The sequence below is a fragment of the Ramlibacter sp. genome (genome assembly GCF_035627355.1).
GTDB lineage: Bacteria > Pseudomonadota > Gammaproteobacteria > Burkholderiales > Burkholderiaceae_C > Ramlibacter.
Genome location: NZ_DASPLW010000066.1, coordinates 160,549 through 174,916 on the forward strand (window position 1 = coordinate 160,549; position 14,368 = coordinate 174,916).

The 14,368-nt window shown below is 71.2% G+C and carries 15 protein-coding genes; 4 read left to right on the plus strand and 11 right to left on the minus strand.

Annotated features, from left to right (window positions below; translation table 11 throughout):
• Positions 1–6: 6 nt before the first annotated feature.
• The 3 genes from VEC03_RS16235 to VEC03_RS16245 form a co-directional block, all read right to left on the minus strand.
• Complete coding sequence (locus tag VEC03_RS16235; RefSeq protein WP_324917377.1) at positions 7–309, minus strand: hypothetical protein; 303 nt, start codon at positions 307–309, stop codon at positions 7–9.
• A gap of 120 nt (positions 310–429) precedes the next feature.
• The gene (locus VEC03_RS16240; RefSeq protein ID WP_324917380.1) at positions 430–663 is read right to left on the minus strand and encodes a KGG domain-containing protein; all 234 of its coding nucleotides are present in this window, start codon (positions 661–663) and stop codon (positions 430–432) included.
• 79 nt (positions 664–742) lie between these two features.
• Positions 743–2,089, minus strand: a complete 1,347-nt coding sequence (locus tag VEC03_RS16245) for a sigma-54 dependent transcriptional regulator (RefSeq protein WP_324917383.1) — start codon at positions 2,087–2,089, stop codon at positions 743–745.
• A 232-nt stretch (positions 2,090–2,321) separates the two neighbouring features.
• Here VEC03_RS16245 and rpoN point away from each other — a divergent pair, with 232 nt between their 5' ends.
• Positions 2,322–3,701 (plus strand): RNA polymerase factor sigma-54, encoded by a 1,380-nt coding sequence (gene rpoN / locus VEC03_RS16250; RefSeq protein WP_324917386.1) that lies wholly within the window; start codon positions 2,322–2,324, stop codon positions 3,699–3,701.
• A 68-nt stretch (positions 3,702–3,769) separates the two neighbouring features.
• Positions 3,770–5,221 (plus strand): HAMP domain-containing sensor histidine kinase, encoded by a 1,452-nt coding sequence (locus tag VEC03_RS16255; protein ID WP_324917389.1) that lies wholly within the window; start codon positions 3,770–3,772, stop codon positions 5,219–5,221.
• 10 nt (positions 5,222–5,231) lie between these two features.
• Here VEC03_RS16255 and VEC03_RS16260 read toward each other — a convergent pair whose 3' ends face one another.
• The 7 genes from VEC03_RS16260 to pcp all read right to left on the minus strand — a co-directional run bounded on the left by VEC03_RS16260 (position 5,232) and on the right by pcp (position 11,093).
• A complete protein-coding gene (locus VEC03_RS16260) occupies positions 5,232–5,840 on the minus strand; it encodes a response regulator transcription factor (protein ID WP_324917392.1) in 609 nt (202 codons plus the stop codon).
• A gap of 34 nt (positions 5,841–5,874) precedes the next feature.
• Positions 5,875–7,167 carry a tryptophan--tRNA ligase gene (locus VEC03_RS16265; RefSeq protein WP_324917395.1) on the minus strand — a complete coding sequence of 431 codons (1,293 nt, stop codon included), beginning with the start codon at positions 7,165–7,167 and terminating at the stop codon, positions 5,875–5,877.
• Between the two features lie 7 nt (positions 7,168–7,174).
• Positions 7,175–7,837 carry a site-2 protease family protein gene (locus tag VEC03_RS16270; protein WP_324917398.1) on the minus strand — a complete coding sequence of 221 codons (663 nt, stop codon included), beginning with the start codon at positions 7,835–7,837 and terminating at the stop codon, positions 7,175–7,177.
• A gap of 123 nt (positions 7,838–7,960) precedes the next feature.
• On the minus strand, positions 7,961–8,596 hold the full coding sequence (locus VEC03_RS16275) for an L-threonylcarbamoyladenylate synthase (protein ID WP_324917401.1): 636 nt from the start codon (positions 8,594–8,596) through the stop codon (positions 7,961–7,963).
• A 3-nt stretch (positions 8,597–8,599) separates the two neighbouring features.
• Entirely contained in the window at positions 8,600–9,517 is a 918-nt protein-coding gene (locus tag VEC03_RS16280) for a DMT family transporter (RefSeq protein WP_324917404.1), read from the minus strand.
• Positions 9,514–10,365, minus strand: a complete 852-nt coding sequence (locus VEC03_RS16285) for a 3',5'-nucleoside bisphosphate phosphatase (RefSeq protein ID WP_324917407.1) — start codon at positions 10,363–10,365, stop codon at positions 9,514–9,516. The genes VEC03_RS16280 and VEC03_RS16285 overlap by 4 nt, the downstream gene beginning before the upstream one ends.
• A 56-nt stretch (positions 10,366–10,421) precedes the next feature.
• The gene (gene pcp / locus VEC03_RS16290) at positions 10,422–11,093 is read right to left on the minus strand and encodes a pyroglutamyl-peptidase I (RefSeq protein ID WP_324917410.1); all 672 of its coding nucleotides are present in this window, start codon (positions 11,091–11,093) and stop codon (positions 10,422–10,424) included.
• Between the two features lie 28 nt (positions 11,094–11,121).
• Here pcp and ypfJ point away from each other — a divergent pair, with 28 nt between their 5' ends.
• Both ypfJ and VEC03_RS16300 read left to right on the plus strand, forming a co-directional pair.
• Positions 11,122–11,982: a KPN_02809 family neutral zinc metallopeptidase gene (gene ypfJ, locus VEC03_RS16295; protein WP_324917413.1), complete on the plus strand. Its 861-nt coding sequence runs from the start codon at positions 11,122–11,124 to the stop codon at positions 11,980–11,982.
• Positions 11,983–12,062: 80 nt separating this feature from the next.
• The gene (locus VEC03_RS16300; protein WP_324917414.1) at positions 12,063–13,496 is read left to right on the plus strand and encodes a DEAD/DEAH box helicase; all 1,434 of its coding nucleotides are present in this window, start codon (positions 12,063–12,065) and stop codon (positions 13,494–13,496) included.
• Positions 13,497–13,513: 17 nt separating this feature from the next.
• On the opposite strand, the gene VEC03_RS16305 is transcribed toward VEC03_RS16300, so the two are convergent.
• On the minus strand, positions 13,514–14,350 hold the full coding sequence (locus VEC03_RS16305) for a symmetrical bis(5'-nucleosyl)-tetraphosphatase (RefSeq protein ID WP_324917417.1): 837 nt from the start codon (positions 14,348–14,350) through the stop codon (positions 13,514–13,516).
• Between the last annotated feature and the right edge of the window lie 18 nt (positions 14,351–14,368).

A 14,368-nucleotide genomic window follows, 5' to 3' on the forward strand; every position in this document is an offset into this window, starting at 1 on the left:
CAACCGCTAGCGAAGGTGCAAGCCCTGCAGCAGGCGTTGCAGCGCGGAGGCCGGCGGCCGGCCCTGCAGCCGGTCGGCCTGGGCCTGCCAGCGCGAACCCAGCCGCGCGAAGCGGCGCCGGCAGTCGTCCGGGAAGCAGTCCTGCTGGCGCAGCGTCTCGAAATTGCGGGCGATCCGGCGCGCCATCAGGTAGCGATGAGCCGGTGCCTGCGTCTGCATGAACGCGGCCATGAGCGACAGCGTCGCCAGCCACAGGGCCCGGCTGGCCTGCTGGAGCGCGGGCGGATCGGGTGGCGGCGTGCCGGTCATGTCAGCGTGTCGTGCGGGTGCCTGCGGCCATGCTGGGCCGCCTGCCTCGTCCGTGCTGTCGGCGCAGGCGCGGTTCGCCAGGCGCCGAAGTCCCGTTGGCGCGCAGGCGCGGACCGACACTCAGCGGGAAGGCGGCTCGGCGCCCTGCCGGCCGGCATGGCGCTTGCGGCCCGCCGCGCGCGCTTCCTCGGTGTTGAATTCGTGGGCGTGGCCGCTCTGGTGGGCGGCGCGTCCGCCCAGGCTGGCGATCTCGCGCTGTCGCTGCGGGTCCATCGCGGCGAAACCGCGCGGGCTGCGGCGCGGTGCGCCACCGGCGCCGTCGTCCTTGCGGGAAGCGTTGTCTTGAGAAGCCATGGTTCCCTGTCCTTTCCGTCGTGGTGTGGGAACCCGGAGACGGCAACGAGCGTGCCTGCGGGCGCGCCCCGCAATGGGGCTAGGCGCCGTACGCCTTCAGGCGCTTGGACAAGGTGGCCAGGCTCACGCCCAGGGCGGCGGCCGTGCGCTGGCGGTGCTGGCCGAAATGTTCCAGCGTGGCCAGAATCAGCTGCCTTTCGGCCGTGGCCAGCGGCGTGCCCACCGCGATCTGCAGCACGGGCCCGCCCGGATCCGGCGCCGACGCCGGCGCGGGAGCGCGCGGCAGCCACTGCTCGCCGATCTCCGGCCCGGTGGTCATCACCCAGGCCCGTTGCAGCACGTTGCGCAACTCACGCACGTTGCCGGGCCACCGGTACTGCGCCAGGCGCTGCAGGGCCGCCGGGGTGATGCGCTTGGCGGCGCCTTCGCGCTCGCCGATCTCCTGCAGGAATCGTTCCACCAGCAGCGGCAGGTCGTCCAGCCGCTCGCGCAGCGGCGGCAGTTCCAGCGGGAAGACGTTCAGCCGGTACCACAGGTCGTCGCGGAAACGCCCCTGGGCCACCGCCTCGGCCGGATCGCGGTTGGACGCGGCCACCACGCGCACGTCGGTCTCGATCGGCGTGGTGGATCCCACCCGCAGGAAGGTGCCGGTCTCCAGCACCCGCAGCAGCTTGACCTGCAGGTCCAGCGGCATCTCGGTGATCTCGTCCAGGAACAGCGTGCCGCCGTGCGCGCGCTCGAAGAAGCCCGGGTGCTGGCGCTCGGCGCCGGTGAAGCTGCCCTTCTCGTGGCCGAAGATCTCGCTTTCGATCAGCTGGGGCGAGATGGCACCGCAGTTGACGGCCAGGAACGGCTTGGCGCGCCGGCGGCTGAGGTCGTGCACGGTGCGCGCCACCAGTTCCTTGCCGGTGCCGCTCTCGCCGGTGACGAACACCGTCACCGAGGTGCCGGCCACCCGGGCGATCTGCTCGTAGACCTGCACCATGGGCGCCGACGTGCCCACCAGCAGGCCGAAGCGGCTGCGGCGCTGCAGGTCGTCGTGCAGGCTGCGCACCTCGTCCTGCAGGACCGAGGGCTTCATCACGCGCGAGAGGATGCCCTGGAGCTGGCGCGGGCTGACCGGCTTGATCAGGTAGTCGGCGGCGCCGGCACGCAGCGCCTGGATGGAGGTCTCCAGGCTCGCGTGCTCGGTCATCAGCACCACTTCCGAGTTGCCGATCAGCTCGGCGTCGTCCAGCAGCGACATGCCGCTGCCGTCCGGCAGCCGCAGGTCCAGCAGCACCACGTCCGGCTGCTGCAGGGCCATCTGGCGCCGTGCCTCGTCCAGCGTGCGTGCCGTCGCCGCCGAGAAGCCTTCGTCCGCGACCAGCTTCGCCATCGTGCGCGCGGTGTCGGCGTCCTCCTCGACGATCAGTGCATGCCCCATCGATACCCCGTTCTCGTGCCCTGCTCCGCCGTGGCGGAAAGGCCGGGCTGATTATTCGGCAGCGAAGTGCGGCGCTGGTGTAACGCATGGCAATGCGTTCGAACAAACATCAGCCCGCAGCGCGGGAGCTGTGCGAACAACCACCAGCCGCATCGCGCAGGAACACTTACAGAAAGCGAGACCCACGGGCCGCGGATTTGCCTACGCTGGCCGCGTTGCCAGAGGAGAACCGATGCCATCCCTGAGCCTTCGCATGGGCGCCACGTTGCAGCCCTCGCTGTCGCCGCGCCTCCAACGCGCGGTGCGCCTGCTGCAGATGTCCTCGCTCGACTTCTCGCGCGTGGTGCGCGATGCGCTGGACACCAATCCCTTTCTCGAAGCCGAGGACGGGGACGCGGCGCCGGAAGCCCCCGTCGTCGACGACGTCGAGGCCGGCCCGGAGCGGCTGCCGGACGGAGGCTGGGGTACGGGCACCGTTTCCGCCGCCAGGAACGTCGAGGGCGACGGCGTGTTCGACACGCTGGTGGCCCAGGACTCGCTGGCCGACCACCTGCTGGGCCAGCTGGGCCTGCTGCCGCTGCAGGAACGCGATGCGGCCCTGGCCACGGCGGTGATCGAGTCGCTGGACGACGACGGCTACCTGCGCACGCCCCTGCCGGAGATCGCGGCCCTGCTGCCGCTGGATCCGCCGCCCGAGCCGGACGAACTGACCATCGCGCTGCGCCGCGTGCAGTCGCTGGAGCCGGCCGGCGTGGCCGCGCGCGACGTGATCGAGTGCCTGCAGCTGCAGCTGCCCTCGATCGAATGCGAGCCCAGGCGGGCGCTGGCCGAACGCATCCTGCGCGAGTGCGTGCCCTGCCTGGCCAGCCGCGACATGGGCGCGGTGGCGCGCCGGCTGCGGGTGACGCTGGCACAGGCGCAGGAAGCCTGCGCGGCGATCCGGCACCTCGACCCGCGACCGGGTTGGCGCTACGGGCCGGCCTCGGTGCAGTACCTCACGCCCGACGTGATCGTGCGCAAGGTGCGCGGGCAGTGGACGGCGGTGCTGAACGACGCCGTGGTGCCGCGCATCCGCCTGAACCGCGGCTACGCCGAGATGTTCCGCCGCTGCCGCCGGCCCGAGGACGCCGAGCTGGGGGCGCACCTGCAGGAGGCGCGCTGGACCGTGCGCAACGTGGAGCAGCGCTTCTCCACCATCCTGGCGGTGGCGCAGGCCATCCTCAAGCGGCAGCACCGCTTCCTCGCCTACGGCGCGATGGCGATGAAGCCGCTGGCGCTGCGCGAGATCGCGCAGGAGGTGGGCGTGCACGAATCCACCGTCTCGCGCGTCACCAACAACAAGTTCATGGCGACGCCGGTGGGCGTGTTCGAGCTGAAGTACTTCTTCTCGCGCGGCCTGTCCACCGCCAACGGTGGCGAGTGCTCGCCGACCGCGATCCGCGGGCTGATCCGGGAAATGATCGCGGCCGAATCGGCGCAGCGCCCGCTGTCCGACGTGGACATCGCGCGCGAGCTGCTCGGGCAGGGGCTGCGGGTGGCCCGCCGGACGGTGACCAAGTACCGGCAGCTGATGAAGATCGAGACGGCGGAGCGAAGGCGGGTCGCGGTGTAGGCGGCGCCATCCACGCGCGGGCGGGGCCCTTGGGAGCGCTTCGCGCGGCTGCGGGACAATACGCCCCCGTGACCGCCGACAGCCTCCCTTCCGACACCGGCGTGGCCGCCACGGCCGCCGAAGCGAGCTGGGTCCAGGGCGAGTTGATCCGCAGCCTGATGCGCACCCAGCGCAGCACGCAGCTGCTGGCGCTCACTCTGATCCCGCTATTCGTGGTGCTCCTGTGGTCCGATGCGTCGCGCCTGGGGCTGCTGCTGTGGGCCGGCGTCACCGCCTCCGTCGCCCTGGCCCGCTTCTGGGTGATCGGCGTGTACCAGCGGGAGGTGGCGCCCGCGGGCGCCGAGGCCCACCTGGCCTTCCTGCGCCGCTACCGCATCGCCTGGCCGGTGACGGGCGCCCTGTGGGGCATGTCGACGCTGCTGTTCTTCGAGCGGGCGCCGCTGGCCGACCAGTTCATCTGCTGGATGGTGCTGGCCGGCCTGGGCATGTTCTCGATCAACAGCCTGTCCAGCCACCTGCCGACCATGCGGCACTACCTGGACACGCTGGCGATCACGGCGCTGGTGGTGATCGCATGGCGGGTGGGCATGGACCTGCGCTTCTCGGGCCCCAACCAGCACGGCTGGATGATGCTGCTGCTGGTGATCTTCTGGCAGGTGGTGCGCCACGCCGGCTTGCGGTTGCACCTCACGCACCGGCGGAACTTCGAACTGCAGTACCGCAACAACCAGCTGATCGAATCGCTGACGCGCCAGACCCAGGCGGCGCTGGAGGCGATCGAGATCAAGAACCGCTTCCTGGCCAGCGCCGCCCACGACATCCGCCAGCCGGTGCACGCCCTGGGCCTGTATGCCGACTGGCTGGGCAGCGAGCCGGAGATGGTGCACGAGCTGGCGCCCAAGATCGTGGAGTCCACCAAGGCGGTGAACGCCCTGTTCGACTCGCTGTTCGACCTGGTGCGGCTGGACACCGGCAAGATCAAGCTCAAGATCGAGGAGCTGCGGCTGGACAAGCTGCTGCACGACCTGGAACTGCACTACCGGCCGCTGGCCGAGGCCAAGGGGCTGGAGTTCCGCCTGCACGTGGTGCCGGGCACGGTGACCAGCGACCCGATCCTGCTGCAGCGCATCGTCGGCAACCTGATCTCCAACGCCGTCAAGTACACGCAGAAGGGCGGCATCCTGGTGGCGGCGCGCCGCACCCGCCACGGCCCGCGCATCGAGATCTGGGACACCGGCGTGGGCATCACGCCGGCGCACCAGCGCGAGATCTTCCGCGAGTTCTTCAAGGTGCCCAGCCACGCCGGCACCGAAGAGGGCTTCGGCCTGGGCCTGTACATCGTGGCCCGCCTGTCCAACATCCTGGGCCACCCGCTGCAGTTCGCGTCGCGGCCCGGGCGGGGCACGGTGTTCCGGCTGCTGGTGCAGCCCACCGATGCGCAGGCGGCCGCCGAGCGGGCGGCGTCGCCCATCGTCGACAGCGCCGCGCGCGAGCCGGCGGCGCTGGTCTCGGGACGCTAGGAGCGGGGGGTCAGAGCAGCCCGTGCGTGCGGGCGTAGTGGATGGTCTGGGTGCGGCTCTTGACGCCCAGGCGGCGGAACAGCCGCCACAGGTGCACCTTCACGGTGTGCTCGCTGATGCCCAGTTCGTCGGCGATCTCGCGGTTGGACAGGCCGCGGTCCAGCATCACGATCAGCTGCTTCTGCCGCTTGGACAGCTTGCTGTCGGTGGGGGCCAGTTCCTCGAAGCTGCCGTCGGTGTTCAGTAGCGCGCGCAGCGCATTGCCGATCTCCTGCGCGCCGGCCGACTTCTCGATGTAGATGTCGGCGCCGGCCTCGATGCAGGCTTCCTCCGCGTCGGCCGAGGGCGAGGCCGACAGCACGGCCAGCGGCGCCTCCGGGAAGCGGTTCTTCATCTCGTGCACCCCGGAGGTGCCGGTGGTGTCCGGCAGCTTCAGGTCCAGGCAGATCAGGTCCGGGAAGCCGTTCTCGCGCACGGCCGATTCCATGCCGCCGATGCGATCGAGCTCGATCACGCGGGCGCCCGGCCGCAGCCGGCGCAGCAGCATCACGACCGCCTCCCGCATCAGCGGATGGTCGTCGATCACGTAGAGGATGGCGGGATTCGGGGTGGCTTTCATGTCGGGTGCAAGGATAGCGTTTCCGCGCGCCTGCTCAGCCGGCGGCCAGCTGGGCCAGCGCGGCGCCCACCTGGGCCTCGCTCACGCCCTCGGCCAGCCGGGCCGCGTCGCCGGCCGCCGCCAGGCCGTCCTGCTTCAGCCGCGCGACCGCGCGGCCGGCGTCCTGCGGCGAATCGAAGGCGGCGCTTTGCAGCAGCAGCGCGCCGCCGGCATCGACCAGCTTGAAGTAGTGCTTGCCGTCGGCCTCGCGGTACTGCTTGAACGAGGGCAGGGCCGACCTGGCCCTGGCCTTGCCCTTGCTCGACGCGGGCTGGTCGGCCAGGTTGCGCAGGCCCACGGCGTGGCGCAGCGTCGCCATGAAGGGGGTGGCGATGGCGCGCGCCTTCTTCGCGCCGGCCTTCAGGATGCGCTCCAGCTCGGCCGGGTTGGCCACCAGCGCGTCGTAGCGCTCGCGCATGGGCGCGATCTCGCGGTCGATGCGCTCGAACAGCAGCTGCTTGGCGTCCGACCAGGCGATGCCCTCGGCATACGCCTTGCGCAGGGCCTGCGTCTCGCCCTCGTCGGCGAAGGCCTGGTAGATCTGGAACAGGGCCGAGCCCTCGACCTCCTTGGGCTCGCCGGGCGCGCGCGAGTCGGTGACGATGGAGAAGATCTGCTTGCGCATCTGCTCGCGCGGGCCGAACAGCGCGATCACGTTGTCGTAGCTCTTGCTCATCTTGCGCCCGTCCAGGCCGGGCAGCGTGGCCACGGCCTCGTCGACCTGGGCCTCGGGCAGCGTGAAGTGCTCGCCGTACAGGTGGTTGAAGCTGGACGCCATGTCGCGCGCCATCTCCAGGTGCTGCACCTGGTCGCGGCCCACCGGCACCTTGTGGGCGTTGAACATGATGATGTCGGCGGCCATCAGCACCGGGTACATGAACAGGCCGGCGGTGACGTCGAAATCGGGGTCCACGCCGGCGGCGTTGTTCTTGTCCACCTGCGCCTTGTAGGCGTGGGCGCGATTGAGCAGGCCCTTGCCCGTGACGCAGGTCAGCAGCCAGGTCAGCTCGGGGATCTCGGGGATGTCCGACTGCCGGTAGAAGTAGACGTGCTCCGGGTCCAGCCCGGCGGCCAGCCAGCAGGCGGCGATCTCCAGCGTGGAGCGCTGGATGCGGGCCGGCTCGTCGCACTTGATCAGCGCGTGGTAGTCGGCCAGGAAGTAGAAGTTCTGCGTGCCGGGGCGGCGGCTGGCCTGCACGGTGGGGCGGATGGCGCCGACGTAGTTGCCCAGGTGCGGGGTGCCGGTGGTGGTGATGCCGGTGAGGTAGCGGACGACGGGAGCGTTCATGGGTGGTTCAGAAGAGCAGCGCGTTCAGCGGCGCCAGCAGCACGCCCAGCACGCCATAGCCGATGGAGATCAGCGGCCGCAGCCAGAGGCTGCCGACGATGCCGGCGATCACCAGGCCCATGACGATGAAGAAGCCCCAGGGCTCCAGGCGGCTGTAGTTCCAGGCCGCGCGCGGCGGCAGCAGGCCGGCCACGATGCGGCCGCCGTCCAGCGGCGGCAGCGGGAACAGGTTGAAGGCCCACATCACCAGGTTGACCAGCACGCCGGCCTTGGCCATCTCCAGGAAGAAGCGCTCGTTCAGGCCGGCGCCCGCCAGCACGGTGAACAGCAGGGCCCACAGGATGGCCTGCACGAAGTTGGAGGCCGGGCCGGCCAGCGCCACCCACACCATGTCCCGCTTGGGATGGCGCAGCCGGGTGAAGTCCACCGGCACCGGCTTGGCATAGCCGAACAGGAAGGCGCCCGAGGTGGCGAAGTACAGCAGCACCGGCATCGCGATCGTGCCGATCGGGTCGATGTGCGGAATCGGGTTGAGCGTCACCCGCCCCATCGCGTAGGCGGTGTTGTCGCCGAACCAGCGTGCAACGTAGCCGTGCGCGGCTTCGTGCACGGTGATGGAGAAGAGGACGGGCAGCGCGAAGATCAGCACCGTCTGGATCATGTTTTCCATGGAAGGGGTGGATTGTCTCAGACGCATCCGTCGTCCCCGCGCAGGCGGGGATCCAGGACCGGAGCAGTCCGCGAAAGCGGACGCACGGAATTCCCGCCTCCACGGGAATGACCAGGAAGTCGCCTACAGCCCCAGCCGCTCCGCCTCCCCGCGCCCCTGCCGCAGGATGGTCGCTTCGCCGCCGGTCCCCATGGGCGTGAGGTCGACCACGGTGGTGGGCTCCAGCGGGCAGGCCCCGGCATCGATCACGCCGGCGATCAGCCGCTCGTAGCGCTCGCGGATGTGTTCGGCGTCGTTCAGCGGCTCCGATTCCCTGGGCGGGATCAGCGTGGTGCCCAGCAGCGGCTGGCCCAGCAACTCCAGCAACTGCTGTAGCACCTGGTGGTCCGGCACGCGCAGGCCTATGGTCTTGCGCTGCGGATGGCTCACGCGCCGCGGCACCTCGCGGGTGGCCTCCAGGATGAAGGTGAAGGGCCCCGGCGTCGCCTGCTTGATCAGCCGGTACTGGCGGTTGTCCACCCGGGCGAAGGTGGACAGCTCGCTCAGGTCGCGGCACAGCAGGGTGAGGTGGTGCTTCTCGTCGACGCCGCGCACCTGCCGCAGGCGGTCCACCGCGGCCTTGTCGTCCAGCTGGCAGACCAGCGCGTAGCTGGAGTCGGTGGGCACGGCCAGCAGGCCGCCTTGCTGCAGCAGCCCCACGGCCTGCTTGAGCAGGCGCAGCTGCGGGTTGGCGGGATGGAGCTCGAAGTACTGGGCCACGGCTCAGATCCTCGCCAGGCGCAGCGCGCTGCGCGACTCGTGCACGGTGAGCCAGGCGCCGGCCGCCCCGCACAGGGCGATCAGCCCCATGCCGAACAGCGACCAGCCATCGGGTACGTGCGTGAACACCAGCCAGCCGCCCAGCATGGCGAAGCCGATCTGCGAATACAGGTAGGGGGTCAGCGTCGAGGCCGGCGTGTTGCGGTAGGCCAGGATCAGCAGGAAGTGCCCCACGGTGGCGCTCAGCCCCATCAGGGCCATGCCGGCCCAGGTCCACGCGCCCAGGCCCGGTTGCCAGACCGAGGGCAGCGCCAGCGAGGCCAGCAGCGTCCCCACCCAGCCGGTGTACAGGTGCATGGTGACCGGGTCCTCGGTGCGGGCGAGCTTGCTGGTGATGGCCTGGAACCAGGCGTTGCTGGCGACCAGCCCGAGCGGCAGCAGCATGGCCCAGCTGAAGCTCTCGCCGCCCGGTCGGATGATGACCAGCGTGCCGGCGAAGCCGCCGGCCACCAGCGTCCAGCGCAGCGCCGACACCCGCTCCTTCAGGAAGGTCGCGGCCAGCAGCGTGACCACCAGCGGCGCAATCATCATGATGGCCGTGAACTCGCCCACCGGCAGGTAGCGCAGGCTGAGGTAGGCCAGCATGCTGCTGGTCAGCAGCAGCAGGCCGCGCAGGCACTGGAACGGCAGGTGGCGCGTGCGCAGCACCTGCAGCCCGCGTTGCGGCAGCACCGCCGCCGTGGTCGCCACGGCCTGGAACGCGTAGCGGACCCACAGCGCCATCAGCATCGGCGCAGTGGCGCCGACCACCTTGGTGGTGGTGTCCAGCGCGGCGAAGCAGGCGCAGGCGCCGAGCACCAGGGCGATGCCGGCCAGCCCGGTGGCGGCCACCTGGGGCCGCGCCAATGCCGCGGTGCTCACTGGATGCGGTCCGCCAGCAGGTCCCACACCGGCACCAGCCCCTCGGGCAGCGGGGGCAGCCGGCCCAGGTCGGTGTGGCTTTCGTCGGGGCTGTGGAAATCGCTGCCGCGCGAGGCGGCGAGCCCGAATTCCTGCGCCGTCCGGGCGTAGCGCTGCGCCTCGGCCGCGGTGTGGCTGCCGGTGACCACCTCCACGGCCCGTCCGCCATGCGCCTTGAATTCGGTGAACAGGGCGTACTCCTCGTTGGCGGTGAAGCGGTAGCGGGCGGGGTGGGCGATCACGGCGACGCCGCCGCCCTCGGTGATCCAGTGCACGGCGTCCTTGAGCGTGGCCCAGCGGTGCGGCACGAAGCCGGGCTTGCCCTCGGTCAGGAAGCGCCGGAAGACCTCGGCGGTGTCCCGGCACACGCCCACCTCGACCAGGTAGCGGGCGAAGTGGGTGCGAGAGATCAGTTCGGGGTTGCCGACGTACTTGAGCGCGCCCTCGTAGGTGCCCGGGATGCCGGCCGCCTCGAGCTGGGCGGCCATCTCGCGGGCCCGCGAGCCGCGCCCGCCCCGGGTGGCCGACAGGCCCTCGCGGATGCGCGGATCCTGCGCGTCGAACCCGAGCCCGACGATGTGCACCGTCTCGTTGGCGAAGGTCACCGAGATCTCGGTGCCGGTGAGGTATTTCAGGCCTTGTGCGCGCGCTGCGGCGGCTGCGCGTGCCTGGCCGCCGATCTCGTCATGGTCGGTCAGCGCCCACAGCTCGACGCCGTTGGCCTTGGCGCGCGCCGCCAGTTCCTCGGGCGTGAGGGTGCCGTCGGAGACGACCGAGTGGCAATGGAGGTCGGCGTTGAGGGGCGGCACCGGCCCGATTCTAGGAGCGCGGCCCCGGCCGCGTCAGGCCCGCGGCGGATGACCCCTCAGTCGAGGGCCCCGGCCTGCAGGCGGATGTCGGCGGCCGTGCGCACGGCGCAGCGCAGGGCGAGCGTCAGCCCGTGCACCAGTTGCTCCTGCGTCATCGAGGGATGGCCCTGCTCGGGCAGCCAGGGCACGTGGACGAAGCCGCCGCGCACGCCGGCGCAGGCCGGGTCGGTGGCGAGCCGGTGCATCAGGCCGTAGAACACATGGTTGCAGACGAAGGTGCCGGCGGTCTGCGACACCTCGGCCCGGATGCCGCCGGCCAGCAAGGCCGCCAGCATGGCCTTGATCGGCAGGGTGCCGAAGTAGGCGGCCGGCCCGCCGGCCACCACCGGCGTGTCGACCGGCTGGTCGCCGGCGTTGTCGGGGATGCGAGCGTCGTTCACGTTGATCGCCACCCGCTCCAGCGAGATGGCGGCCCGCCCACCGGCCTGGCCGGTGCACAGGACCAGGGCAGGGCGATGCGCGCTGATCAGCCGGTCGAGCTCACCCAGGCACCGGTCGAATCGGGTCGGCAGGCGGGCCGCGACCACGCGGTGCCCTTCCAGTTCCATACCGTCCAGTGCCTGCACGGCCGCCCAGCTCGGGTTCACCTCGGCGCCGCCGAAAGGGTCGAATCCGGTGACGAGGACGCGGCGCGGGCCGACAGCGGGCGGCGGTGGGTCATCTAGCATCGTTTCACTGTACTGCAGGGGTCGTGCCATGCGCTGGGAAGGCAACCGGGAATCGGGCAACGTCGAGGACATGCGCAGGGGCGGTGGCGGCTTCGGCCTGGGCGGCCGCAGCATCGGCATAGGCACCATCGTGATCGCACTGGTCGGCGGGGCGATCTTCGGCATCAACCCGCTGACCCTGCTGGACATCCTCAGCGGCGGGCCGGTGGCCGAGCAGCAGGGTCAGCCGCAGCCCATCCCCGCCAACGACACGATGGCGCGGTTCGTCTCCACCGTGCTGGCCGACACCGAGGATGTCTGGACCGAGCTCTTCCGGCAGGGCGGCGCGCAGTACGACCAGCCACGGCTGGTGCTGTTCCGCGGCGCGATCGGCACCGCCTGCGGCCAGGGGCAGTCGGCCATGGGCCCGTTCTATTGCCCGGCCGACGAGAAGGTCTACATCGACCTGGACTTCTACCAGACGCTGAAGAGCCGGCTGGGCGCGCCGGGCGACTTCGCCCAGGCCTACGTGATCGCGCACGAGGTGGGCCACCACGTGCAGCAGGAACTGGGGATCACCGGCCGCGTCGACCGCCTGCGTGGCCGGGCCAGCCCGGCGGAGCAGAACGCGATGAGCGTGCGGCTGGAACTGCAGGCCGACTGCTTCGCCGGCGTGTGGGCCCACCATGCCCAGAAGGCGCGGCAGGTGCTGGAGCAGGGCGACGTGGAGGAGGCGATGAACGCCGCTGCCCGGATCGGCGACGACGCGCTGCAGCGTTCCGCCGGCCGGGCCGTGGTGCCCGAGCGCTTCACTCACGGCACCAGCGAGCAGCGCCAGCGCTGGTTCGGCACCGGCCTGCGCAGCGGCAGCGTCCAGGCCTGCGACACCTTCAGCGCCCGGGCGCTCTGACCGCCCTGGGCAGCGGGGCCCCGCGCCCCAATGACCCGACTCCCAGCCCATCCATGCCCGGGTGCGACAATCACGGGTTGATGACTGCTTCCTTCTCCAAGCTTTCCCTGGCCGAGCCGCTGGCGCGGGCCGTGGCCGAAATGGGCTACGAGCAGATGACGCCGATCCAGGCCCAGGCGATCCCGGTCGTGCTGACCGGCCAGGACGTGATGGGTGCCGCCCAGACCGGCACCGGCAAGACGGCCGCCTTCTCGCTGCCCCTGCTGCAGCGCCTGCTCAAGTACGAGAACTCGTCCACCTCGCCCGCCCGCCACCCGGTGCGGGCCCTGGTGCTGCTGCCCACGCGCGAACTGGCCGACCAGGTGGCCCAGCAGGTCAAGCTGTACGCCAAGTACACCAACCTGCGCAGCACGGTGGTGTTCGGCGGCATCGACATGAAGCCGCAGACCGCCGAGCTGAAGAAGGGCGTCGAGGTGCTGGTGGCGACGCCGGGCCGCCTGCTGGACCACATCGAAGCGAAGAACGCCGTGCTCAACCAGGTCGAGTACGTGGTGCTGGACGAGGCCGACCGCATGCTGGACATCGGCTTCCTGCCCGACCTGCAGCGCATCCTGTCGTACCTGCCCAAGCAGCGCACCACGCTGCTGTTCTCGGCGACCTTCTCGCCCGAGATCCGGCGGCTGGCCAACAGCTACCTGAAGGACCCGATCACCATCGAGGTGTCGCGGCCCAACGCCACCGCGTCCACCGTCGAGCAGCACTTCTACAGCGTGACGGACGACGACAAGCGCCGCGCGGTCCGGCAGATCGTGCGCCAGCGCGAGATCGGCCAGGCCTTCGTGTTCGTCAACAGCAAGCTGGGCTGCGCCCGGCTGGCACGGTCGCTGGAGCGCGACGGCCTCCGCACCACCGCGCTGCACGGCGACAAGAGCCAGGACGAGCGGCTCAAGGCCCTGGCCGCCTTCAAGGCCGGCGAGGTGGACCTGCTGGTCGCCACCGACGTGGCCGCGCGCGGGCTGGACATCAAGGACGTGCCCGCGGTCTTCAACTTCGACGTGCCCTTCAACCCCGAGGACTACGTGCACCGCATCGGCCGCACCGGCCGGGCCGGCGCCTCGGGGCTGGCCGTGACGCTGGTGTCGCCCAGCGACAACCGGCTGGTGGCCGAACTCGAGAAGCTGCTGAAGAAGAAGGTCGAGCTGGAAGCGATCGAGTTCGAGGACGAGCGTCCGCGCGGCCGCATCAACGATGGGCGCCGCGCCTGGCGCGAACGCGGCGAGCTGGGCGACCCGCGCGACGCACTGGATGCGCCTCGCGAACGCCCCGCTCGGCCGAGCCGCGCCCCGCAGGCGCCGCGCGATCCCTTCTTCGAGCAGCCCTACGAGCCCCCGGCCGGGGACACCAGGCCGGCGTGGGAAAGCGCCGCCAAGCCCGCGGTCAGCCGCATGTCGGCCAACATCAAGACCCGGCGCAAGGTGCCGGCGCTGTTCAAGCAGCCTGTGGCGGAGCAGTAGGGCGCCTGCCGGCCGCCTCAGCGGCCCGGCACCTGCGCCTGCTCGCACCGCACCTGGACCACCTCACGTGACCCGCTCGCCGGGTCCCAGCGTAGCGCGCTGAGGCAACCGCCCCACACGCAGCCGGTATCCAGCGCGATCACGTCCTCGCGCAGCAGCAGCCCGAGTTGCGACCAGTGCCCGAACGCGATCGTCGTGCCGGCGGTCCGTCGGCCCGGCACGTCGAACCAGGGGAGCAAACCCGGGGGCGCCTGGTCGATGCGGCCGTCGGCCTTCAGGTCCATCACGCCCTCGGGCGTGCAGAAGCGCAGCCGCGTCAGCGCGTTGACGATCACCCGCAGCCGGTCGGCGCCCGTGAGCGCGTCGTCCCAGCTCGCCGGTTCGTTGCCGTACATGCGGGCCAGGAAGTCCACGAGGTCCGGCCCGCGCAGCACCGCCTCCACTTCGCCGGCCAGCGCCAGCACCTGCGCCAGGTCCCATTGCGGCAGCACGCCGCCGTGCACCATCAGCAGGCCGTGCGCGTGCAGCGCCATGCGCTGCTGCCGCAGCCAGTGCAGCATCGCGTCGCGGTCCGGAGCCTGCAGCACCGAGTCCAGGGTGTCGTTGCGGTGCGGCGCGCGCAGGCCTCGCGCAGTGGCGAGCAGGCTCAGGTCGTGGTTGCCGAGCAGGCAGGTGGCCGATGCCCCCAGGGCCATCAGCCGCCGCAGCACCGCCGCCGAATCGGGGCCGCGGTTGACCAGGTCGCCCAGCACGATGGCGTGGTCCCGGCTCGGGGAGAAGGCCAGTTCGTCCAGCAGCCGGCCCAGCGCGGCGTCGCAGCCCTGCACATCCCCGATCAGATAAAGTCGTCCCATCGTGTCCGATCCCTCTCG

Bases quoted from the DNA above. Each gene is read 5' to 3' on its own strand.
- VEC03_RS16235 (WP_324917377.1), bottom strand. From the start codon at position 309: ATGACCGGCACGCCGCCACCCGATCCGCCCGCGCTCCAGCAGGCCAGC.
- VEC03_RS16270 (WP_324917398.1), bottom strand. From the start codon at position 7,837: ATGGAAAACATGATCCAGACGGTGCTGATCTTCGCGCTGCCCGTCCTC.
- pcp (WP_324917410.1), bottom strand. From the start codon at position 11,093: ATGCTAGATGACCCACCGCCGCCCGCTGTCGGCCCGCGCCGCGTCCTC.
- VEC03_RS16265 (WP_324917395.1), bottom strand. From the start codon at position 7,167: ATGAACGCTCCCGTCGTCCGCTACCTCACCGGCATCACCACCACCGGC.
- VEC03_RS16245 (WP_324917383.1), bottom strand. From the start codon at position 2,089: ATGGGGCATGCACTGATCGTCGAGGAGGACGCCGACACCGCGCGCACG.
- ypfJ (WP_324917413.1), top strand. From the start codon at position 11,122: ATGCGCTGGGAAGGCAACCGGGAATCGGGCAACGTCGAGGACATGCGC.
- VEC03_RS16260 (WP_324917392.1), bottom strand. From the start codon at position 5,840: ATGAAAGCCACCCCGAATCCCGCCATCCTCTACGTGATCGACGACCAT.
- VEC03_RS16300 (WP_324917414.1), top strand. From the start codon at position 12,063: ATGACTGCTTCCTTCTCCAAGCTTTCCCTGGCCGAGCCGCTGGCGCGG.
- VEC03_RS16240 (WP_324917380.1), bottom strand. From the start codon at position 663: ATGGCTTCTCAAGACAACGCTTCCCGCAAGGACGACGGCGCCGGTGGC.
- rpoN (WP_324917386.1), top strand. From the start codon at position 2,322: ATGCCATCCCTGAGCCTTCGCATGGGCGCCACGTTGCAGCCCTCGCTG.
- VEC03_RS16305 (WP_324917417.1), bottom strand. From the start codon at position 14,350: ATGGGACGACTTTATCTGATCGGGGATGTGCAGGGCTGCGACGCCGCG.